Origin of the sequence: Citrobacter sp. U14242, from assembly GCF_046555775.1 — a bacterium.
Classification (GTDB): Bacteria; Pseudomonadota; Gammaproteobacteria; order Enterobacterales; family Enterobacteriaceae; genus Citrobacter.
In genome coordinates this window covers 122,917-143,870 of sequence record NZ_JBKGLW010000005.1, presented here as the reverse complement: position 1 = coordinate 143,870, position 20,954 = coordinate 122,917, and the positions used below count along the sequence as shown (strand labels likewise).

The window sequence follows — 20,954 nt, the reverse complement described above, 5'->3', positions numbered from 1 at the left end:
GTACATCGTGGAATGCACAACTGAACGTAAACCCGTTTTTACCTTGCAGGTCAGTGAAGGTGAGGCGGCAAAAGCAGACGATCGCGCCGACGAAGTGGTGATTGGCGTCGGGCCGGCCTTTGGCAAGCACCAGCATAAAACCCTGATTGATATGCCGCACAACGCGATTCTGAAAGAGCTGGTGGCAGGGATTGAAGAAGAGGGACTGCATGCGCGAGTGGTGAGAATTCTGCGCACTTCGGATGTCTCTTTTATGGCGTGGGATGCGGCGAACCTCAGTGGCTCCGGCATCGGGATTGGTATTCAGTCAAAGGGGACGACAGTTATTCATCAGCGTGATTTGCTGCCCCTGAGTAACCTTGAACTCTTCTCTCAGGCCCCGCTGCTGACGCTGGAAACGTATCGCCAGATTGGAAAGAACGCTGCGCGCTATGCACGCAAAGAGTCGCCCTCGCCGGTTCCGGTGGTCAATGACCAGATGGTGCGCCCCAAATTTATGGCCAAAGCCGCGTTGTTTCACATTAAAGAAACCAAGCATGTGGTGCAGGATGCTGCGCCTGTCACGCTGCATATTGCATTAGTAAGGGAATGACAATGAACGACAACATCATGACCGCGCAGGATTATCCTTTAGCTACCCGCTGCCCGGAGAAAATCCTGACCCCCACCGGGAAACCGTTAACCGATATCACCCTTGAGAATGTGCTGGCGGGACATGTAGGGCCGCAGGATGTGCGTATTTCCCAGCAAACGCTGGAGTATCAGGCGCAGATTGCCGAGCAGATGCAACGTCACGCCGTGGCGCGCAACTTCCGTCGGGCGGCGGAACTGATTGCCATCCCGGATACCCGCATTCTGGAAATCTACAACGCACTACGTCCGTTTCGCTCTTCATTCGCGGAGCTACAGGCGATCGCTGATGAGCTGGAACATACCTGGCATGCGACAGTGAACGCCGGATTTGTGCGTGAGTCGGCAGAGGTGTATCAGCAGAGAAACAAGCTGCGTAAAGATAGCCAGTGACGGAGGGAATATGCCGTTAATTGCAGGGATTGATATCGGCAACGCCACCACGGAAGTGGCGTTGGCGCAGCATGGCCGGTTTATCGCCAGCGGGATTGTCGCGACCACGGGCATGAAAGGAACGCGGGACAATATTGCCGGGGTGGTCGCTTCTCTGCAGCAGGCGCTGGAAAAAACGCCATGGTCGCTTAAAGATGTGGCGAAAATCTGTATCAATGAGGCCGCACCAGTAATTGGTGATGTGGCGATGGAAACGATCACGGAAACCATCATTACTGAATCGACGATGATTGGTCATAACCCGCAAACCCCTGGCGGGGTCGGCGTGGGGATGGGGACCACGATCGCCGTGGAGCGCCTGGCATCGTTGAACGAGCCTCAGTTTGCCGAGGGTTGGATCCCATTGGTGGGTGAGGAAATGGATTTCCTCGAAGCCGTTTGGCTTATCAATGAGGCGCTGGATCGTGGCGTCAACGTGGTGGCGGCGATCCTGAAAAAAGATGATGGCGTACTGGTCAATAATCGCCTGCGTAGAACGATGCCGGTGGTTGATGAAGTCACGCTGCTGGAAAAAGTGCCGGAGGGGGTATTGGCGGCGGTCGAAGTCGCGGCCGCGGGCCAGGTTGTTCGTGCGCTGTCTAACCCCTACGGCATCGCCACGTTCTTTGCCCTGACGCCGGAGGAAACGCAAACCATCGTCCCTATTGCCAGGGCGCTGATTGGTAACCGCTCCGCCGTGGTGCTGAAAACGCCGCAGGGCGATGTGCGCTCAAGGGTGATCCCGGCGGGTAAGATCTTTATCCGCGGAGAAAGGCGCGGCGGCGAGGCTGACGTGGCGCAAGGGGCGCAGGCTATCATGCAGGCGATGAGCGCCTGTGCGCCTGTGTGTGACATTCGCGGTGAAGCGGGAACGCACGCAGGCGGTATGCTGGAACGCGTGCGTAAGGTGATGGCATCGCTGTCCGGGCATGACATGAACGCGGTGCATATTCAGGATTTACTGGCAGTTGATACGTTTATTCCTCGTAAGGTGCAGGGCGGCATCGCCGGGGAGTGTTCGATGGAAAATGCTGTCGGCATTGCGGCGATGGTGAAATCCGATCGTTTACAAATGCAGGCTATTGCCAGCGAGTTGAGCGCGCGGTTAAACACCTCTGTTGAAGTGGGGGGGGTAGAGGCCAATATGGCCGTGACTGGCGCGTTAACGACGCCTGGATGTGCTGCGCCGCTGGCGATCCTCGATTTAGGCGCAGGTTCCACTGATGCTGCCATCATCAATAGCGAAGGTGCAGTAAAGGCGGTTCATCTGGCCGGGGCAGGGAACATGGTCAGCCTGTTGATTCAGACGGAGCTGGGGCTGGGCGATCCGTTTCTGGCCGAGGAAATAAAAAAATACCCGCTGGCGAAAGTAGAGAGCCTGTTCAGTATTCGTCATGAGAACGGCGCGGTGGAGTTTTTCCGCGAACCACTCAGCCCGTCGGTTTTTGCCAAAGTGGTGTATCTGAAAGACGGCGAGCTGATCCCCGTGGATAACCAGACTTCGCTGGAAAAAATTCGTCTGGTGCGACGTCAGGCTAAGGAGAAGGTCTTTGTGACGAACTGCCTGCGTGCATTACGGCAGGTGTCACCCGGCGGCTCCATTCGCGATATCACTTTTGTGGTGCTGGTGGGGGGCTCGTCGTTGGATTTTGAAATTCCGCAGATGATCACCGACGCGTTGGCGCATTACGGTGTCGTCGCAGGACAGGGCAATATCCGGGGGACCGAAGGGCCGCGTAATGCGGTGGCAACCGGCCTGGTTTTAGCCGGGGAAGCAAAAAAATAGCGCAGAAAACAGTCGCCGCAAGCGTTTAGCTGCGGGGTAAATCAAATAAAGGCAACGTTCTCTTTGATATCCCGGCTGAGTTGGGTACATAGTATAAATGTGTCTCTCACGTGGTTAATTTTAAGGATAAGAGCATGCCAACAGCAATTGAGAAAGCATTGGATTTTATTGGTGGTATGAACACCTCGATGTCAGTACCCCATTCAATGGACGAAAGTACCGCTAAGGGAATCTTAAAGTATTTGCATGACTTAGGTGTGCCAGCGAGTCCGGAAGTTGTGATGGCACGGGGTGAGCAGGAGGGATGGAATCCTGAGTTCACGAAAAAAGTGGCCGGATGGGCAGAAAAAGTGGCCTCCGGCAACCGTATCCTTATCAAGAATCCAGAGTATTTTTCGACCTATATGCAGGAGCAGCTCAAAGAACTTGTGTGAGCTGACTATCGCATAAAACGCTAACGGACGTTTCCATCTCTGGATGGCAGCGTCCAAAAGCGTTGCCATAATTCTGATTAATCTCGATTGCCATCCTGGTGCGTTTAAAACGCGTGGCTAACTCTATATCTTAAAAATAACCACGTTTTTATTATCTGGTTAACCTCTGACGATCTCCATTTCATAAAATACGCCATTTCGTTTTGTCCCTCTGGGCAAAATACAAATATGAATCTAATCAGGTCAGCGGTACCTGCGGAATCGTTGTGATCGCAGCGCAACCTACTCTGAGCGGCGTCTGCTCACCAACACGAAGTGTGTTTTTATACTTTCCCGCCTGGAATCATCGTTTTTTCATGAATGTGTCACTATAGCCAAAAGCCTCATTGACGAATATCTCATTACTCAGCCATTCGTTACCCCAGGAATATATCTATGTCTGCTAAAACGTTGTATGAAAAATTAGTTGAATCGCATACCGTTCGGGAACTTGATAACGAAGGGCATGTTTTACTTTATATCGATCGTTCGATACTCAATGAATATACCAGTCCACAAGCATTTAGCGGGTTAAGGGAACGGGGACGGCCGGTGCGGCATCCGGAAGCCTTTCTGCTGAATGTTGATCATGTTAATCCCACCCGAACACAGCGCGATATGCTGATGACGGATCCCGGCGGTCAGTTGCAGGTTGATTATTTTCGGGAAAATGCCGCTGATTTTGGTATCACGTTATTTGATGTGCTGGACCCACGACAAGGGATAGAACATGTCGTTGCCCACGAGCAGGGGCTGGTCATGCCCGGAATGGTGATTGCGGCTGGCGACAGCCATACCACCACTTACGGTGCGTTCGGCGCTCTGGGATTTGGTATCGGTACGTCGGAAATCGAACACCTGCTGGCTACTCAGACGCTGGTCTATCGTAAGCTGAAAACCCTGCGTGTCAGCGTTAAGGGTGAATTACCTTTTGGTTGTTCTGCAAAAGATATCGTTCTTGAATTACTCGAACGTACTGGCGCAGATGGCGCGACAGGATATGCCATCGAATTCGACGGTGAAACAATCAGTGCCCTGAGTGTTGAGGGGAGAATGACGCTTTGCAATATGGCCGTGGAGGCAGGGGCTCGCGGTGCGATTATTGCGCCGGATGCAAAGGTTTTTGACTATATCTACGGGAAGCCGCAAATGCCCACAGGTGAACTCTGGCAACAGGCATTGCAGGAATGGTCGCAGTTGAGTAGTGATGCCGATGCGGTTTTTGATAAGACCGTGACGATCGACTGTCTCGATCTTGAGCCTAAAGTGACCTGGGGGATCAGCCCGGATCAAACCTGTGCGATCACCGGCTATGTCCCATCCCCGGAACACGAAACGCATCCACTTAAACGCCTCGCGCTTGAGAAAGCTCTCCAGTATATGGATCTGCGGCCCGGTACGCCGGTGAGTGACATTCGTATTTCGCACGCTTTTATTGGCTCATGTACGAATGGTCGCATTGAGGATCTGCGGGCCGTCGCGAAAGTCGTGGCAGGACGCAAAATTGCCAGTCATGTGCGCGGGATTATTGTGCCCGGATCAACGCAGGTCAGGTGCCAGGCGGAAGACGAGGGGCTGGCGAAAATCTTCATTGACGCTGGTTTTGAATGGCGTCAGTCGGGTTGCTCAATGTGCCTTGCGATGAACGAGGACGTGCTGGCAGCAGGCGATCGCTGCGCATCGGGTACGAACCGTAATTTCCCAGGGCGGCAGGGCGCAGGGGCAAGAACGCATCTAATGAGCCCGGCGATGGTCGCGGCAGCAGCGGTAGCAGGGCATCTGGTCGATGTTCGGACATTACTTCAGGCGGGGGAATGAGATGGATACGTTTAAGCAAATGAGCGGGCGAATTGCGCCAATGCTGGAACCGAATATCGACACCGATGTGATTATGCCGAAACAGTTCCTGAAAGGGATCGATCGTCAGGGATTGAATAAAGGGGTGTTTTTCGATCGCCGTTTCCAGGGCAATGGTCAGCCTAATCCCGATTTTTTTCTCAATATGCCGGGCTGGCAGGACGCGACGTTTTTGCTGGTCGGCCCCAATTTTGGCTGCGGATCGAGCCGTGAACATGCCGTTTGGGGATTAAAACAGTTGGGCATCCGGGCGCTGTTAGGTTCCACTTTCGCCGGGATTTTTGATGACAACTGCCAGCGCAACGGGATCCTGACAATCTCTTTGGATGACGCGTCTCTGGCTCGTCTGGCACTGTTAGCTGCGAAGGCTGACAGCAATTTGATCACGGTTTCTCTTGAACGCTGCGAGATTGTGACAGCAGATGAAACACTTCCTTTTGTCATTAGTGAACTCAAACGAGAGATGTTGGCCGCTGGCGAAGATGCGATTGCCTGGACACTGCAATATCTGCCAGAGATCGAAAATTTTGAGGCGCAGCATTACGCACGTCGCCCATGGTTAAAGCGTCCGGTATCCACAGGTGGCTAAGAAAAGAGATGGCGATGAAACGGGTGCAATGTCGGACAAGCAATGAAGACAGGAGACAGTGATGAGTACAGTTATTGAATGCGGCGCTTCTCCGTTCATTCCAGGGTTTGCATTAAAGGATGTACGACTGCCAAATGGTTTAATAATCCGGGTTGCCACCGGAGGGAACGGTTCGCCGTTGGTGCTCTTACATGGCCATCCGCAGAACCACATCACATGGCGCAAAGTCGCACCGGAATTGGCGAAAAGCCATACGGTGATTTTGCCGGATTTACGGGGCTATGGAGACAGCGACAAGCCGGCGAGTGACCCGGCACATCGTACCTATTCAAAGCGTATGATGGCGCAGGATATTGTCATGCTGATGGAGATTTTGGGTTATCCGCGGTTCGCTTTTGTCGGGCATGACCGTGGAGGACGAGTGGGACACCGGCTGGCCCTTGATTATCCTGACAGTGTGACGTGTTGCACGTTCATCGACATAGCCCCGACAGCCACAATGTACGCGTTAACCAATAAGGCGTTTGCCACGCGCTATTTTTGGTGGTTTTTCTTGATCCAACCTTTTCCATTACCGGAAACAATGATCGCGCTCGATCCGGCATTTTTTCTGCGTAAGCATATTGCAGGCCAGTTGAAAACGGCGGGGGCGACATCAGAAGATGCGTTCAATGAATACCTGCGCTGTTACCAGAATCCAGAGATGATCCATGCGGTCTGCGAAGATTATCGTGCTGCGGCATCGATTGACCTTGAAGACGATGCTGCGGATGCGTCTGCACGTATTGAGTGTCCGTTACTGCTGCTGTGGGGAGCTCAGGGCACGGTCGGGCAGTTGTATGATGTGGTGGATACCTGGAGAGAAAAAGCGACGCACGTGCAGGGTGAAGCATTGCCTTGCGGGCATTCTCTGCAAGAGGAGATCCCAGAGATCTTCATGCAGAAACTGCAGTCATTTTTGCGATCGGTGTTATAACATTGTCATTTTCCGTCATCTCGCTGCGATGTTATGAAAACGACGCTTGTAGGTAAAAAGCATCGCCAGCCTCTTGAGGGCTGGCCTTCTGTTGAAGATCTTTTCGTTTTTGTCACTGTTGCCCGCAACGGTGGATTTGCCCGGGCAGCGCTGGAGCTGGGGCTATCCCCCTCCTATATCAGCAAACGTATCGCTATTCTTGAAAAATGCCTCAACGTTCGGCTTTTTTTCCGTAATAACAGAGTGATGCGTCTCACACCGGAAGGTGAAAATGCGCTGGATGGGGCGATGCAGGTCGTCAGTGAAATGGATGGCTTTGTCAGTCGTCTGGATAATCAACGTGGCGTATTGGCGGGTCATATCACCATCAACTGCTCATTTGGTTTTGGGCATAAATATGTCGCAGAGGCGCTGTCGTCATTTATGATTGCCTACCCTGATATCACGGTAAAACTCATGCTAACAGATCGTGAAGTGGATCTTGTGGAGGAGGGAGTCGATATTGAGATTCGTGTTGGGGATGACATCAATGAATTGTATATCGCACGGCAGTTGTCCACTAATCGCCGGATCCTTTGTGCTTCCCCTGAGTATCTCGAACGCCACGGTAAACCAGAGTCTGTTAGTGCGCTTGTGCAACATGATTGCCTGATGATTCAGGAAAAAAACTCGGCATTTGGCAACTGGATATTAACGGATGGCAGGCAGCAGACACATTGCCGACTGAACAGTTTTCATTCTTCCAACAGCGGCAGCGTGGTGCTCATTTGGGCATTGAAAGGTCATGGCATTACATTGCGGTCGGAATGGGATGTTGCGCAGTATATTGCACGCGGTGAACTGGTTCACGTATTGCCCCAGTGGTATCAGGAAGCGAATATCTGGGCCGTATATACCCGGCGTTCATCAAGCTCTGATCGTATCAAAACCTGTATAGATTTCCTCACTGAACATTTTGCGCAATGCTTGCCTGGCGGCAAAACACCGGATGTGCTGTAAGCAGTAGGCGCCAACTGTAGTGGCGCTGGATGCCCTTACTTACGTTTACTGTTGGGTGTTCTTTTTGCCAGCACCCAGTGGCTTTTAGGACTTTGCGTTGGTGGCGCGGTTTTGTTGTCCGCGATAGTGGCAAAGTTATCTTTTACCCCACCACGTGGCCCGACCTCCACATAGATACCTCCGTTGTTACCGGAGTTCTCACCTGGTTTTAGCGTCATATTTTACCTCCTGATTTTTGGGAGACGATTATCGGAGGTTGAGGGGAAGATTAATATCGGCCAGATGGCGTTGGCAGAAAGGCATAAACACTGGGGGTAACTTATGAGAGGAATAATCGGTACTAAAAAGGGCCTGCGATTTCTCGCAAGCCCTTGAAATATGGTGGCCCCTGCTGGACTTGAACCAGCGACCAAGCGATTATGAGTCGCCTGCTCTAACCACTGAGCTAAGGGGCCGTGGCGGTGGATTATAAAGTAACTCCGCGTTGCAATCCAGACATAAGCGTACGGATGCTGTTTTTATAAACAATGTATTTTCAGTCCGTTATACTTGTCCCTTGATGTATTGTTCGGAGTAATTATGGTTAAGGACATACTGGCGCCGGGGCTACGGGTGGTGTTTTGCGGCATCAATCCGGGGTTGTCTTCTGCGGGGACCGGCTTCCCATTCGCGCATCCGGCTAACCGCTTCTGGAAGGTTATTCATCAGGCGGGATTTACCGAACGCCAGCTAAAGCCGGAAGAGGCGCAACACCTACTGGACTTCCGCTGCGGTGTCACCAAATTCGTCGACAGACCAACGGTACAGGCCAATGAGGTTAAGCTACAGGAGATGCGTAGCGGTGGCCGTAAGCTCATCGGGAAGATAGAAGAGTACCAGCCAGATGCGCTCGCAATCCTCGGGAAGCAGGCATTTGAGCAGGGGTTCAGTCAACGTGGCGCGCAGTGGGGAAAACAGACACTGACGATTGGTGCAACGCAGATTTGGGTATTGCCGAACCCCAGTGGGTTAAGCCGTATTACGCTGGATAAGTTAGTGGAGGCGTATCGGGAGTTGAATGACGCGCTAATTATGCGCGGGCTGTAAATAAAAACGCCACCTTGCGGTGGCGTTTATGCTTATACGGCTGCAACGAGATTAATCGTCGAGGAAGCTGCGCAGTACTTCAGAACGGCTCGGGTGACGCAGTTTGCGTAACGCCTTCGCTTCGATCTGACGGATACGTTCGCGGGTAACGTCGAACTGTTTACCCACTTCTTCCAGCGTGTGGTCGGTGTTCATATCGATACCGAAACGCATACGCAGAACTTTCGCTTCACGTGCGGTAAGCCCAGCCAGAACGTCGTGCGTTGCAGCACGCAGGCTCTCAGTGGTGGCAGAATCCAGCGGCAGTTCGAGGGTGGTATCCTCGATGAAATCCCCCAGATGCGAATCTTCATCGTCGCCGATCGGCGTTTCCATGGAGATAGGCTCTTTAGCGATCTTCAGCACTTTACGGATCTTGTCTTCCGGCATCAGCATACGTTCAGCCAGTTCTTCCGGCGTCGGTTCGCGACCCATCTCTTGCAGCATCTGGCGGGAGATACGGTTGAGCTTGTTGATGGTCTCAATCATATGTACCGGGATACGGATGGTACGCGCCTGATCCGCGATCGAACGGGTGATCGCCTGACGGATCCACCAGGTTGCATAGGTAGAGAACTTGTAACCACGACGGTATTCAAACTTATCAACCGCTTTCATCAGACCGATGTTACCTTCCTGAATCAGATCCAGGAACTGCAGACCACGGTTGGTGTATTTCTTGGCGATGGAGATAACCAGACGTAAGTTTGCTTCAACCATCTCTTTTTTCGCACGGCGGGCTTTCGCTTCACCGATGGACATACGACGGTTGATGTCTTTAACCTGCTCGATGGTCAGGCCGGTTTCTTCTTCAATTTGCTGCAGTTTCTGCAGGCCGCGGTGAACATCATCTGCCACATCGTGCAGTTTTTCAGACCACGGTTTGTTCATCGCGATTGCCGCGTTGAACCAGGTTTCGCTGGTTTCGTTGCCGGTGAACAGAGTGATGAAGTTCTTCTTCGGCATTTTGCACTGCTCAACGCAGAGCTTCATGATCAGACGTTCCTGAGTACGCACGCGGTCCATCATGACGCGCATGCTGTTTACCAGGTAGTCGAACTGTTTTGGCACCAGGCGGAACTGTTTGAATACTTCAGACAGCTTCTGAATTTCTTCCTGCGCGGCTGCATGGCTGCGGCCTTTCGCTTTGATCGTGTCGCGGGTGATTTCGTACTGGGTACGCAGTTCACCGAATTTCTCGCGCGCTAATTCAGGGTCGATGCTGTTGTCGTCGTCGCTGCTGTCGTCGTCGCCGTCTTCTTCATCTTCGTCTTCGTCGTCATCCATCTCTTCCTGAGAGAGTTCAGAGCCGACGTGGGTCGCGGTTGGCGCCATGTCTTCTTCTGCGTTCGGATCGACAAAGCCGGTGATCAGATCGGAAAGACGTGCTTCTTCAGCTTCTACGCGATCGTATTGCTCAAGCAGATAGGTGATGGCTTCCGGGTATTCGGCAACGGAGCATTGAACCTGGTTAATCCCGTCTTCGATGCGCTTAGCGATGTCGATTTCGCCTTCACGGGTTAACAGTTCAACGGTACCCATTTCGCGCATGTACATGCGGACAGGGTCAGTTGTACGGCCGATTTCGGATTCAACGCTGGACAGAACCTGAGCAGCCGCTTCTTCCGCGTCTTCATCGGTACTGTTGGAGGTTTCAGCAAGCAGCAGATCATCGGCATCCGGTGCTTCTTCCATCACCTGAATACCCATGTCATTGATCATTTGGATGATGTCTTCGATTTGATCTGAATCGACGATATCTTCCGGCAGATGGTCATTGACCTCGGCATAGGTCAGATAGCCTTGCTCCTTACCACGTTGGACAAGAAGCTTCAGCTGTGACTGCGGGTTTTGCTCCATAAGACGGTATCCACACTTAATTCGTTTGATTGGTGTTGGGCGGTAAAACCGCCAACGGCAAAACGAGGGCATACTTATATTTTGCCGCTGCCTCTCCGTGCGGCTGTCGGGGGCTTCCCGATCGATATTCGGCAGTTAAGCCGTTAAATACTGTTGTCTTTCAGTTTATTTCTTGGCCAGTTCCTGGTTCAGCGTCCAGAGTTCCCGGCGTTCTTCGCTGCTTAAACCGTGTGTGCGCTCACGAGCTATCAACTCTTCCTGGCGCAGTTCAAGCATCGAATCAAACATATGGTTGAGTGAGTCGGTGAAGGTTTTTTCTGCGATATCTTTATCTGCTATATCGTCCCACATCGACAGTTTTTCAAGGGTCGCAGCATCATTTGTACCGCGATAGTGCTCTAAAAGTTGTCCGGTGGTCAGACCTGGCTGAGACAGACAAGTGTTGACCAGTTCTCTGAATAAGCCAAGTCCAGGCAGCTTATTTTGATCCAGTGCACCTAACGGCGGAACCAGCGGGGCCAAATCCGGGTTTTGCACCAGTAACCCTATAAGTATACGCATGGTCGTACGTTTTAGCTGTGGAACAGGGCGGGAAGCCCCATTTTCTGCCAGTTTTGGCATTAAACGTTCAAGCTGGCTGTCATCCAGGATGCCGAGCTTGTTCCCTAACTCCTGTCGCAGATAAATGCGCAACGTTTCGCCTGGAACCTGAGTGATCAGCGGTAGCGCCAGCGTACTGAGCTGTGCGCGCCCGTCCGGGGTACTCAAATCGACCTGCGGCAACAGGCTGTTGAACAAAAATGCGGAGAGCGGTAAAGCCTGCTCCATTCGGGCTTCGAAAGCCTCTTTCCCTTCTTTACGCACCAGCGTATCGGGGTCTTCGCCGTCAGGTAAAAACATAAAACGTAGCTGGCGGCCGTCTGTCATATAAGGCAGTGCGGTTTCCAGCGCGCGCCATGCTGCGTCGCGCCCGGCGCGGTCACCGTCGTAGCAGCAGATGACGTTGTTCGTCGCACGGAACAACAGCTGAATGTGATCGGCGGTGGTTGACGTCCCCAGGGATGCCACGGCGTAGTTAATGCCGTATTGCGCCAGCGCCACCACATCCATATAGCCTTCGACCACTAACAGACGCTGCGGATCGGCGTTATCCTGTTGGGCTTCATAAAGGCCATACAACTGACGGCCTTTATGGAAAATATCGGTTTCCGGGGAGTTCAGGTACTTCGGCAGGGCATCGCCCAGCACACGTCCACCAAAACCAATGACCCGACCACGTTTATCACGAATGGGGAACATCACCCGTTCGCGGAAGCGATCGTAACTGCGTCCTTGATCGTTGGTGACCAACATTCCCGCGTCGATCAGCGATTTGCGATTCTCGGGATTGCCGCCAAACCGTTTCAGGACGTTGTCCCAACCGGGGGGCGCAAAACCAATGGCAAAACGGGTGATAACGTCGCTACTTAATCCTCGCTTTTCCAGGTACTGGCGCGCAGGGGTAGCGGCGGGTTGCATCAAAGACTGTTGATAAAAAGTGTTCAGGCCGTCCATCAATTGATAAAGACTTTGCCGTTGATGGCGCTCTATCTGACTGGGGCCACTGCCTGCTTCATAGGGCACTTCTAAGTTGTGCATTGCGGCCAGTTCTTCGACGGTTTCCACGAACTCGAGCTTGTCGTAGTTCATGAGAAAGTCGACGGCGTTGCCGTGTGCACCACACCCAAAGCAGTGATAAAACTGTTTTTCACCGTTTACGGTGAAAGAGGGGGTTTTTTCGTTATGGAACGGACAGCACGCGTGATAATTTTTGCCCTGCTTTTTCAGCTTTACCCGCGCGTCGATGAGATCGACAATGTCGGTTCTTGCCAGCAGGTCATTAATGAATACGCGAGGAATTCGTCCAGCCATATGCCCCTGTTTTTTTGATGACTCATATACACAAAATCATTCAGGATGCATCAAGGCGGCAAGGGAGCGAATCCTCAGGAGCGTACATTAGTACGTGACTGGGGTGAGCGACTGCAGCCAACACAGAGGCAGCTTGAATGATGACGTGTATAAACGAAAATAAGCCGCGCATTCCTTCCGGAAGCACGGCCTTACAACTACAACTCAGTCTGAATTGAGAGCGTTGGCTCTCAATGGATTAGTACAGACGAGTACGGCGTGCGTTTTCGCGAGCCAGTTTCTTCGCGTGACGTTTCACAGCAGAAGCTTTAGCGCGCTTACGTTCGGTAGTCGGTTTTTCATAGAACTCACGACGACGAACTTCCGCCAGAACACCTGCTTTTTCGCATGAACGCTTGAAGCGACGCAGTGCTACGTCGAACGGCTCGTTTTCACGTACTTTAATTACCGGCATGTAACTCTCACCTTTAATAAATTCGGTTTGCCGCTGGCATCAACGCCAGCTTATTTCAAAATGGTGCGGAATTTTACTGCAATTGCTGCTGCTTTGTAAAGCACCGACGCGATTTTGAAAGGGACTTTTATAAGGACAAGGAGTATACACGAGCGGAACTCCTGGGGCGAACAAAGTTTTACATCAACCCGCATTGGTCCTACACTGCGCGGTAATAGAGCGAGGTAAAACAAGTCATGCGTGTATTGGGCATTGAAACATCCTGCGATGAAACCGGCATCGCCATTTACGACGATGAAAAAGGTCTTTTAGCCAACCAATTGTATAGTCAGGTGAAATTACATGCTGACTACGGCGGCGTGGTGCCAGAACTGGCTTCGCGCGATCATGTGCGTAAAACCGTACCGCTGATCCAGGCCGCGCTGAAAGAGGCGGGACTGACAGCCAAAGAGATTGACGCGGTAGCTTATACCGCAGGTCCTGGCCTGGTTGGTGCGCTGTTGGTCGGCGCAACCGTGGGGCGTTCGCTGGCATTTGCCTGGGGCGTTCCGGCAATTCCTGTACACCACATGGAAGGCCATCTGTTAGCCCCAATGCTGGAAGAAAATCCGCCTGCATTCCCGTTTGTCGCGCTGCTGGTTTCCGGCGGTCATACGCAGCTGATTAGTGTCACCGGAATTGGCCAGTATGAACTGCTGGGCGAATCGATTGATGATGCGGCAGGTGAAGCATTCGATAAAACAGCCAAGCTGCTGGGGCTGGATTATCCTGGTGGTCCAATGCTGTCAAAACTGGCATCACAGGGCGTCGAAAAGCGTTTTGTCTTCCCGCGTCCAATGACTGACCGCCCGGGACTGGATTTCAGCTTCTCTGGTCTGAAAACGTTTGCTGCGAATACCATTCGTAATAACGAAAATGACGATCAGACTCGCGCAGATATCGCCCGAGCCTTTGAAGATGCGGTAGTCGATACGCTGATGATCAAGTGCAAGCGCGCACTGGATCAAACCGGTTTTAAACGTCTGGTGATGGCGGGAGGCGTCAGTGCGAACCGTACGCTGCGTGCAAAGCTGGCCGAGATGATGCAAAAACGCCGTGGTGAAGTGTTCTATGCGCGTCCGGAATTTTGCACTGACAACGGGGCAATGATCGCCTATGCCGGCATGGTGCGTTTTAAAGCTGGCGCGACGGCCGATCTTGGCGTGACGGTACGTCCACGCTGGCCGCTGGCGGAATTACCGGCGGCATAAGCTCACAATATCGTAGGCCCGGGAAGCGCAGTGCCACCGGGCAATACGCTACATCCGCAGCATCCCCTTCTCTTCCAGAAACGCGATAATGGTTTCCAGACCCTCTCCGGATTTTAAGTTGCTGAATGTCCATGGCCGCTCGCCGCGCATGCGCAGGGTATCGCGTTCCATGACCTCCAGCGAGGCACCGACGTAGGGTGCCAGATCGGTTTTGTTGATCACCAGAAAATCTGATTTTGTGATCCCAGGGCCACCTTTGCGCGGGATCTTTTCGCCCTCGGCAACGTCGATCACGTAGATCGTCAGGTCGGCCAGTTCCGGACTAAAGGTGGCGCTCAGGTTATCGCCGCCACTTTCCACGAAGATCAGATCCAGATTGCCGAATTTGTCGCTCAGCGCTTCTACTGCCGCCAGGTTCATTGACGCATCTTCACGGATTGCGGTATGTGGGCAGCCGCCGGTTTCCACGCCGACAATCCGTTCAGGCTCCAGTGCGCCAGCCTCGGTGAGAATGCGCTGATCTTCTTTGGTGTAGATATCGTTGGTCACGACGGCAAGTTGCCAGGTGTTGCGCATGGCTTTGCATAATGCCTCCAGTAGCGCGGTTTTTCCGGAACCCACCGGGCCGCCTACGCCCACGCGCAGGGGGGGTTTGTGTGCACTCATGTTTTCTCCTCAGGAGCGGAATAGTCGGGAATATTGCGTTTCGTGCCGGGCAGAGGCGATGGCGGCCAGTGGCGTAGAGGAGCCGAGACAAATGTCAGGGCAAACCAGTGCCTGTGCCAGACCCTGTGCATAGCGATCGCAAAGCGAGATAATCAAGCGCTGCGCCGCCTGCTGACCAAAGGGGACCAGTTTGACGCCGGCCATCACCGCACTTTCAATCCAGCTGTAGCCGAAGCTTAACGCCAGCTCTGTCAGTGGGATTTTCCAGCGCACACCCAGCCAGGCCATGCCGCACAGCTGGCTTTCACTAAAGAGCGCGCGCCATTGCGGGGAACAACCGGGCTCCCAGTCGGTGACCAGGCGCGTAAAGGCTATGCCCCGGCTGCGTTCTTCATCCCGCAGTTCGCGGGTTTCCCGGCAGGCCAGCAGGTAAGCGGTCCAGCGGCGCGCGGCGGCGAGATCGTCCTGCTCACAGGCGCGATATAATCTCGCCAGCAGCGGCATGTCGACGGTAAAAAAGTTGTGCTCCATCTGCTGGATTTGCCAGTCAGAGAAGTCATCGACGCTTGTCACCCAGCCGATCTCGACCGCCCACTCCAGCCCCTGGGACCAGGTAAACGCTCCCACCGGTAAACTGCTGCTGGCAAGCTGCATCAGGCGCAGCTGTTGGGTGCTATGCATCAGTGCGCATGACCGTGATGATGGCCATGTGACTCGCTGGCATAAGCACCTGCTTCCGGTTCAAACGGCAACTGGGCGAACGTGACCTCGAGGTTGAACTGGCGCAGCATATCGTCCAGCACATGATCGTGGTGGTAGCGCAATTCAGCGGGCAGGATTTGCAGCGGAACGTGGCGGTTGCCGAGGTGATAACAGGCTTTAGCGAGCAGGAAAGGATCGGCGCAGCGCACGACAGAAACCGACTCCGGCGCGGCGATGACTTCGACGACTTCGCTGCCTTCGTCGTTGGTCAGCAGATCGCCGGCGCGCAACAGTAAACCTCGCGGTAGCATCAGCCCGGCTTCGCGGCCGTCGTTCAACGCGACTCTGGCGCGACTTTTTACCCGAACATCAATGGGTAGTGTGACGCTTGCGGTGACTGGGTGGGCGTGGTTAAGGCGTTGGGTCAGATAGATCATCATCACTCCTTAAAACAGGAAATAGCGTTGCGTCATCGGCAACACATCTGCCGGTTCGCTGGTGATAAGTTCGCCATCAATACGCACCTCGTAGGTTTGGGCATCGACGGTGATATTGGGCTGTAGGCTGTTGTGGATCATGTCGGCTTTTTTCACCGTCCGGCAGCCCTTAACGACAGCGATGGCACTTTGCAGATTGAGCTGTAGCGGGAGGTTTAGCGCATCAGCAGCCTGAGAGATAAATGTCAGACGACTGTGATGCCGCGCCGCGCCGAGCGCGCCAAACATCATGCGGTAATGCACCGGCTGCGGAGTCGGGATCGAGGCATTGATATCGCCCATCGGCGCACAGGCAATCATCCCGCCCTTAATGATCGTTGCCGGTTTTACACCAAAGAATGCCGGTGACCACAGCACCAGGTCAGCCAGTTTACCAACCTCAATGGAACCGACTTCGTGGGCGATACCGTGGGTCAGCGCCGGGTTGATGGTGTATTTGGCGATATAGCGTTTAACGCGTTGGTTATCGTTATCGCCGGTTTCTTCCGCCAGCGGACCGCGCTGTACCTTCATGCGGTGCGCCACTTGCCAGGTACGCAGGATCACTTCTCCCACGCGTCCCATGGCCTGAGAATCCGATGAGGTCAGGGAAAATGCGCCAATATCGTGCAGCACATCTTCGGCGGCGATCGTTTCCCGACGAATACGCGATTCGGCAAAAGCCACGTCCTCGGCGATATCCGGGTCGAGGTGGTGACAGACCATTAACATATCGAGGTGCTCGTCGATGGTGTTGACGGTGTAAGGCAGCGTTGGGTTGGTAGAAGAGGGCAGTATATTCGCGTGTGCGCAGGCGGTGATGATGTCCGGCGCATGGCCACCACCCGCCCCTTCGGTGTGGAAGGTATGAATAGTGCGATCGCCAATTGCTGCCAGCGTATCTTCGACGAAGCCAGACTCATTCAACGTGTCGCTGTGCAGCGCGACCTGAATGTCCATTTCATCAGCGACGGTCAGTGCGCAGTCGATAGCCGCCGGGGTGGCACCCCAGTCTTCGTGGATCTTAAGGCCAATCGCCCCTGCAGCGACTTGTTCGCGTAACGTGTCGGGATTCGAACCATTGCCCTTGCCCAGCAGACCGATATTGACCGGCAGCGCGTCAGCCGACTGGAGCATACGGGCGATATACCATGGGCCTGGCGTACAGGTGGTGGCATGGGTTCCTGCTGCCGGTCCCGTGCCACCGCCGATCATTGTCGTCACGCCAGAGACCAGTGCCTCTTGCGCCTGCTGCGGGCAGATCCAGTGAATATGGGTGTCCACACCGCCAGCGGTGACGATCTTACCTTCTCCGGCGATCGCTTCTGTGCCAACGCCGACAGGGATCGTGACGTCAGGTTGAATATCCGGGTTACCTGCTTTGCCAATGGCGAAGATCCTGCCGTTTTTGATGCCAATATCCGCTTTAACGATCCCCCAGTGATCGACGATCAGCGCGTTGGTTATCACCAGATCCACACACGCTTGCGCGCGCATTTGACCCTGCCCCATACCGTCGCGGATCACTTTTCCGCCGCCGAATTTGACCTCTTCTCCATAGGTGGTGAAGTCTTTTTCTACTTCGATCCACAATTCCGTATCTGCCAGCCGTACTTTATCGCCGGTTGTCGGGCCAAACATGTCAACGTAAGCTTGCCGGGACAGTTCATTCATTGTCTGCCTCCAGTGCACCCATGACTTCACCGCGAAAACCCACGATCCGCTGTGCACCGGCCACACGCACCAGTTCGACTTCCCGCTTTTGTCCGGGTTCGAAACGTACTGCGGTACCCGCAGCAATATTCAGGCGAAAACCACGTGCGGACTGACGGTTAAAATGTAGCGCCGGATTGACTTCGTAAAAGTGATAGTGCGATCCCACCTGGATGGGGCGGTCGCCATGATTTTCCACCACGATCGTGCGGGTTGTCCGGCCCGAATTGATCGCGATAGTTCCCGTTGAGATCTGATATTCACCAGGGATCATTGCTGCTCCTTAAACGATCGGGGTATGGACGGTGACCAGCTTAGAACCGTCCGGAAACGTGGCTTCTACCTGAATATCCGGGATCATCTCCGGAACGCCTTCCATCACTTGATCGCGGGTGAGAACGTGGCGACCGTCTTCCATCAGTGAGGCAACAGTTTTGCCATCGCGCGCACCTTCCATAATAAAAGCGCTAATCAACGCCACTGATTCCGGGTAGTTCAGCTTTAGCCCGCGGGCCAGGCGCCGCTCCGCCACCAACGCAGCGGTAAACAACAACAGCTTGTCTTTTTCTCGGGGGGTCAGTTCCATAATGGCTCTCTTAGGTTTGCCAGATTCGCGGGAGTACGGGAGATTTCTGCATAAGCAGTGGGCGTAGGAATTGCCAGATATCGCGCATCACGCGCTGAACGACCAGGTTGTCATCTGCCAGAAAACGTAGCGTAAGCAACGCGTCGTTAAGCGTGGCTCCGGCGTAATTTCCCAGTGGTGTAAGCCGTTCGCGTACACCTTCCAGCATATTTTCGTTCGCCGGGTAGCACAGCAGTGTGCCGACCCAGGGATGCCGGGCAATGCTGCTCAAGTCTCCACCTTGCAACTTCAGGCGTTCTACCAGGAGCGGTTGTCCGTCCCGCCATACTTCCAGACGGTTCTGCAGCGTGCCGTGACTGAACGTTTCCTGCAGTACCGGTCGTCCGAGACACAAGAGATCCCAGGCAAACAGATGACTTTCCTGTGTCAGGTGAAAGACTGACTGGAGAGTGGCATTGGCGCCGGGAAAGAGGATCGTGTCCTGCGGTAGCCACTCCAGTGTGGCGTGTGGGGCGAGGGTAAAATGCTGGCGTAGCTGCGCCTGCGGTCCACGGCTACGATAGAACTTGCCCGCACCGGGCATTGTTATTAAGGCATGGCTGTGTTCGTTGAGTGAAACGGAAATATGCAACTCGTCACCGCCGACAATGCCGCCGGGAGGATGAAGTAAATAGAGATGACAGACGTCGTTTTCCGGGTAAAACGGGCGCTGGACTGTTAACGGACCGTGATGACGCGACGAGGCAAGCACCGTTTTGTGTGTGGTGCGGGTAAACTGCAAATCCAGTTCGGCCTGCCAGCCCCGTGTATGTGTCTCGTGCGCAACGGTATCCAGAGCGTTTCCCTTATCGGCATGAGGGTATTTGTATACAAAAAAGTATGCCTCAGCACAGTGGGAAAAGGGTCATATGAGAAGCTTATGGAAAAAGGGGCGGCAATACGCCGCCCCAGTGGGGTTTACAGTAAAACGAGGGGCATCCAGACCAGGCCGGTTATCACCAGCAGCACGAGGAAGATCAGGCCAAAAATGGCACCTAATCGCCAGTAATCTACCGTTGGCAAATAGCCGCTACCGTAGTAGATAGGGCTTGGGCCGGTTGCATAGGGGGTCAGAATGCTGCCCAGACCAATCGCCGCACCCACCATCAGGCAGAAGACTGGCAGTGGGATAGCGGGCATCGCCAGAGCGGCGGCAATCATCATCGGCGCCAGTGCCGAGGTGTATGCCGTGGCGCTGGCAAAGAAGTAGCGCAGCAGATAAAACACCACGATCAGTGCCACCATCACCATCATTGGCGAGTAACCGCTTAGCCCGTTTGCCAGCAGCTTGCCAAACCAGGTGATAAAGCCGGTGTTATTGAGTCCAGTGGCGAGCGTTATCAGTGAGGCCAGCCAGAAAAAGACGTTCCACGCGGCTTTATTACTGACGATGTCATCCCAACTGATGATGCGCAGCACCAGCATTAGTGCCACCACGCTGTAACCGACCATCGCGGCATCGATATAGTCACCGCCGAAGATCCACAGCACCAGCGCGCCAACCATCAGCACCAGCATCTTTTTCTCACGCGCGCACAGCGGTCCCATTGCTTTTAGCTCGGTGTCTGCCCAGCGTGGTACCTGATCGCCGGATTTCAGTACCGGCGGGTACAACACGTATGCCAGCCAGGGCACGATCAACACCAGCGAAATACTCAGCGGCAGCATCCCAAAGAACCAGTCTCCCCAGCTTAGCGCCGTGTGAGATGCACCTTTCATCAGACCGATTAGCAGCAGGTTTGGTGCCATCGCCGTTAAGAAAATAGCGCTGGTAACGCAATCAGCGACAATCCCCATCCACATAATGTAAGAGCCGATGGAGCGGACGCTGGGATCATTGGGCTGTGAGTTATACAGCGGCGGCAGGTTGCGGATGATCGGGTAGATAATCCCGGCGCCACGCGCAGAGTTGGAGGGCGTGACAGGAGCAAGGATCAGTTCAGAGAACATCACCGCGTAGCCGAGAAACAACGTACGGTGCCCCATCTTTTTCACCAACATCAGCGCGATACGTCGACCAAGTCCGGTTTTCTCATAGCCGGTGCCAAACATAAAAGCAGCGAAGATCAGCCAGATAACCGAGTTAGAAAAACCCGATACCGCCCATGACAGCGATTTGGCGGTAAATTTAAAACCGTCCTGCGCGAGTTGTTCAGGGCTAAACAGGATCCACGGCGACAGTACAGCGATAATCGAAATACCTATCATCGCGACGACCGCACCCGGAACAGGTTCCAGAATGAGCCCTACAATCACGCCGGTAAAGACGGCAAAATAGAGCCAGGTGTGGCTCTCAAGACCGGTGGGAACGGGCAGAACAGCAATAATGGCGATAACCACCAGCGGAGCCAGGTATCGCCACCAACCAGCTAAAGGTGCCATTGTTGTATCCCTGCGAAAGGGGGAGGAGCACAGCGCCCCTCCGGGTGG

21 protein-coding genes, 1 tRNA gene and 1 pseudogene are annotated in these 20,954 nt (G+C 53.9%); 10 read left to right on the top strand and 13 right to left on the bottom strand.

What is annotated here, in order from left to right; genetic code table 11:
• The first annotated feature begins 7 nt into the window (after window positions 1-7).
• The 8 genes from ACLJXE_RS09955 (at window position 8) to ACLJXE_RS09920 (ending at window position 7,742) form a co-directional block, all read left to right on the top strand.
• Window positions 8-592: a propanediol/glycerol family dehydratase medium subunit gene (locus ACLJXE_RS09955; protein WP_040230555.1), complete on the top strand. Its 585-nt coding sequence runs from the start codon at window positions 8-10 to the stop codon at window positions 590-592.
• A gap of 2 nt (window positions 593-594) precedes the next feature.
• Window positions 595-1,023, top strand: coding sequence for a diol dehydratase small subunit (locus ACLJXE_RS09950; protein WP_286629457.1), 429 nt, complete (start codon window positions 595-597; stop codon window positions 1,021-1,023).
• Window positions 1,024-1,033: 10 nt separating this feature from the next.
• Window positions 1,034-2,848 carry a diol dehydratase reactivase subunit alpha gene (locus ACLJXE_RS09945; protein ID WP_410750771.1) on the top strand — a complete coding sequence of 605 codons (1,815 nt, stop codon included), beginning with the start codon at window positions 1,034-1,036 and terminating at the stop codon, window positions 2,846-2,848.
• A gap of 110 nt (window positions 2,849-2,958) precedes the next feature.
• Window positions 2,959-3,282 (top strand): DUF1889 family protein, encoded by a 324-nt coding sequence (locus ACLJXE_RS09940; RefSeq protein ID WP_410750770.1) that lies wholly within the window; start codon window positions 2,959-2,961, stop codon window positions 3,280-3,282.
• A 435-nt stretch (window positions 3,283-3,717) separates the two neighbouring features.
• On the top strand, window positions 3,718-5,139 hold the full coding sequence (leuC, locus tag ACLJXE_RS09935) for a 3-isopropylmalate dehydratase large subunit (RefSeq protein ID WP_410750769.1): 1,422 nt from the start codon (window positions 3,718-3,720) through the stop codon (window positions 5,137-5,139).
• Between the two features lies 1 nt (window position 5,140).
• Window positions 5,141-5,767: a 3-isopropylmalate dehydratase small subunit gene (leuD, locus tag ACLJXE_RS09930; protein WP_410750768.1), complete on the top strand. Its 627-nt coding sequence runs from the start codon at window positions 5,141-5,143 to the stop codon at window positions 5,765-5,767.
• 61 nt (window positions 5,768-5,828) lie between these two features.
• The gene (locus ACLJXE_RS09925) at window positions 5,829-6,743 is read left to right on the top strand and encodes an alpha/beta fold hydrolase (RefSeq protein WP_410750767.1); all 915 of its coding nucleotides are present in this window, start codon (window positions 5,829-5,831) and stop codon (window positions 6,741-6,743) included.
• A 33-nt stretch (window positions 6,744-6,776) separates the two neighbouring features.
• Window positions 6,777-7,742: a LysR family transcriptional regulator gene (locus tag ACLJXE_RS09920; RefSeq protein WP_410750766.1), complete on the top strand. Its 966-nt coding sequence runs from the start codon at window positions 6,777-6,779 to the stop codon at window positions 7,740-7,742.
• Here the strand turns inward: ACLJXE_RS09920 and ACLJXE_RS09915 are convergent.
• Window positions 7,687-7,960: pseudogene (locus ACLJXE_RS09915) on the bottom strand (cytoplasmic protein). The gene ACLJXE_RS09920 and the pseudogene ACLJXE_RS09915 overlap by 56 nt on opposite strands.
• A gap of 161 nt (window positions 7,961-8,121) precedes the next feature.
• Window positions 8,122-8,197 (bottom strand) — tRNA-Ile (locus ACLJXE_RS09910).
• Between the two features lie 124 nt (window positions 8,198-8,321).
• On the opposite strand from ACLJXE_RS09910, the gene mug reads away from it, so the two are divergent.
• Entirely contained in the window at window positions 8,322-8,828 is a 507-nt protein-coding gene (mug, locus tag ACLJXE_RS09905; protein WP_410750765.1) for a G/U mismatch-specific DNA glycosylase, read from the top strand.
• 51 nt (window positions 8,829-8,879) lie between these two features.
• On the opposite strand, the gene rpoD is transcribed toward mug, so the two are convergent.
• From rpoD to rpsU, 3 genes are all read right to left on the bottom strand, one after another.
• Window positions 8,880-10,727, bottom strand: coding sequence for an RNA polymerase sigma factor RpoD (gene rpoD / locus ACLJXE_RS09900; protein ID WP_003024699.1), 1,848 nt, complete (start codon window positions 10,725-10,727; stop codon window positions 8,880-8,882).
• Between the two features lie 165 nt (window positions 10,728-10,892).
• Window positions 10,893-12,638, bottom strand: a complete 1,746-nt coding sequence (gene dnaG, locus ACLJXE_RS09895) for a DNA primase (RefSeq protein WP_137382533.1) — start codon at window positions 12,636-12,638, stop codon at window positions 10,893-10,895.
• Between the two features lie 238 nt (window positions 12,639-12,876).
• Entirely contained in the window at window positions 12,877-13,092 is a 216-nt protein-coding gene (gene rpsU, locus ACLJXE_RS09890) for a 30S ribosomal protein S21 (protein WP_001144069.1), read from the bottom strand.
• A 236-nt stretch (window positions 13,093-13,328) separates the two neighbouring features.
• Here rpsU and tsaD point away from each other — a divergent pair, with 236 nt between their 5' ends.
• Entirely contained in the window at window positions 13,329-14,342 is a 1,014-nt protein-coding gene (tsaD, locus tag ACLJXE_RS09885) for a tRNA (adenosine(37)-N6)-threonylcarbamoyltransferase complex transferase subunit TsaD (protein ID WP_038633989.1), read from the top strand.
• A 48-nt stretch (window positions 14,343-14,390) separates the two neighbouring features.
• Here the strand turns inward: tsaD and ureG are convergent, their stop codons facing one another.
• The 8 genes from ureG to ACLJXE_RS09845 form a co-directional block, all read right to left on the bottom strand.
• Window positions 14,391-15,008 carry an urease accessory protein UreG gene (gene ureG, locus ACLJXE_RS09880; protein ID WP_410750764.1) on the bottom strand — a complete coding sequence of 206 codons (618 nt, stop codon included), beginning with the start codon at window positions 15,006-15,008 and terminating at the stop codon, window positions 14,391-14,393.
• 9 nt (window positions 15,009-15,017) lie between these two features.
• Window positions 15,018-15,689 (bottom strand): urease accessory protein UreF, encoded by a 672-nt coding sequence (locus ACLJXE_RS09875; protein ID WP_410750763.1) that lies wholly within the window; start codon window positions 15,687-15,689, stop codon window positions 15,018-15,020.
• On the bottom strand, window positions 15,689-16,147 hold the full coding sequence (ureE, locus tag ACLJXE_RS09870) for an urease accessory protein UreE (protein ID WP_410750852.1): 459 nt from the start codon (window positions 16,145-16,147) through the stop codon (window positions 15,689-15,691). Before ureE ends, ACLJXE_RS09875 begins: the two co-directional genes overlap by 1 nt.
• Before the next feature lie 9 nt (window positions 16,148-16,156).
• On the bottom strand, window positions 16,157-17,860 hold the full coding sequence (ureC, locus tag ACLJXE_RS09865; RefSeq protein ID WP_410750762.1) for an urease subunit alpha: 1,704 nt from the start codon (window positions 17,858-17,860) through the stop codon (window positions 16,157-16,159).
• Complete coding sequence (locus ACLJXE_RS09860) at window positions 17,853-18,173, bottom strand: urease subunit beta (protein WP_286629468.1); 321 nt, start codon at window positions 18,171-18,173, stop codon at window positions 17,853-17,855. Before ACLJXE_RS09860 ends, ureC begins: the two co-directional genes overlap by 8 nt.
• Window positions 18,174-18,182: 9 nt before the next feature.
• A complete protein-coding gene (locus ACLJXE_RS09855) occupies window positions 18,183-18,485 on the bottom strand; it encodes an urease subunit gamma (protein ID WP_137382538.1) in 303 nt (100 codons plus the stop codon).
• A gap of 10 nt (window positions 18,486-18,495) precedes the next feature.
• Window positions 18,496-19,320: an urease accessory protein UreD gene (locus ACLJXE_RS09850; RefSeq protein ID WP_410750851.1), complete on the bottom strand. Its 825-nt coding sequence runs from the start codon at window positions 19,318-19,320 to the stop codon at window positions 18,496-18,498.
• A gap of 122 nt (window positions 19,321-19,442) precedes the next feature.
• Window positions 19,443-20,906, bottom strand: a complete 1,464-nt coding sequence (locus ACLJXE_RS09845) for an anion permease (protein WP_410750761.1) — start codon at window positions 20,904-20,906, stop codon at window positions 19,443-19,445.
• Between the last annotated feature and the right edge of the window lie 48 nt (window positions 20,907-20,954).

Coding starts and splice junctions, on each gene's coding strand:
- ACLJXE_RS09950 (WP_286629457.1), top strand. CDS start 595: ATGAACGACAACATCATGACCGCGCAGGATTATCCTTTAGCTACCCGC.
- ACLJXE_RS09945 (WP_410750771.1), top strand. CDS start 1,034: ATGCCGTTAATTGCAGGGATTGATATCGGCAACGCCACCACGGAAGTG.
- leuC (WP_410750769.1), top strand. CDS start 3,718: ATGTCTGCTAAAACGTTGTATGAAAAATTAGTTGAATCGCATACCGTT.
- leuD (WP_410750768.1), top strand. CDS start 5,141: ATGGATACGTTTAAGCAAATGAGCGGGCGAATTGCGCCAATGCTGGAA.
- ACLJXE_RS09925 (WP_410750767.1), top strand. CDS start 5,829: ATGAGTACAGTTATTGAATGCGGCGCTTCTCCGTTCATTCCAGGGTTT.
- ACLJXE_RS09920 (WP_410750766.1), top strand. CDS start 6,777: ATGAAAACGACGCTTGTAGGTAAAAAGCATCGCCAGCCTCTTGAGGGC.
- mug (WP_410750765.1), top strand. CDS start 8,322: ATGGTTAAGGACATACTGGCGCCGGGGCTACGGGTGGTGTTTTGCGGC.
- rpoD (WP_003024699.1), bottom strand. CDS start 10,727: ATGGAGCAAAACCCGCAGTCACAGCTGAAGCTTCTTGTCCAACGTGGT.
- dnaG (WP_137382533.1), bottom strand. CDS start 12,638: ATGGCTGGACGAATTCCTCGCGTATTCATTAATGACCTGCTGGCAAGA.
- rpsU (WP_001144069.1), bottom strand. CDS start 13,092: ATGCCGGTAATTAAAGTACGTGAAAACGAGCCGTTCGACGTAGCACTG.
- tsaD (WP_038633989.1), top strand. CDS start 13,329: ATGCGTGTATTGGGCATTGAAACATCCTGCGATGAAACCGGCATCGCC.
- ureG (WP_410750764.1), bottom strand. CDS start 15,008: ATGAGTGCACACAAACCCCCCCTGCGCGTGGGCGTAGGCGGCCCGGTG.
- ACLJXE_RS09875 (WP_410750763.1), bottom strand. CDS start 15,689: ATGCATAGCACCCAACAGCTGCGCCTGATGCAGCTTGCCAGCAGCAGT.
- ureE (WP_410750852.1), bottom strand. CDS start 16,147: ATGATCTATCTGACCCAACGCCTTAACCACGCCCACCCAGTCACCGCA.
- ureC (WP_410750762.1), bottom strand. CDS start 17,860: ATGAATGAACTGTCCCGGCAAGCTTACGTTGACATGTTTGGCCCGACA.
- ACLJXE_RS09860 (WP_286629468.1), bottom strand. CDS start 18,173: ATGATCCCTGGTGAATATCAGATCTCAACGGGAACTATCGCGATCAAT.
- ACLJXE_RS09855 (WP_137382538.1), bottom strand. CDS start 18,485: ATGGAACTGACCCCCCGAGAAAAAGACAAGCTGTTGTTGTTTACCGCT.
- ACLJXE_RS09845 (WP_410750761.1), bottom strand. CDS start 20,906: ATGGCACCTTTAGCTGGTTGGTGGCGATACCTGGCTCCGCTGGTGGTT.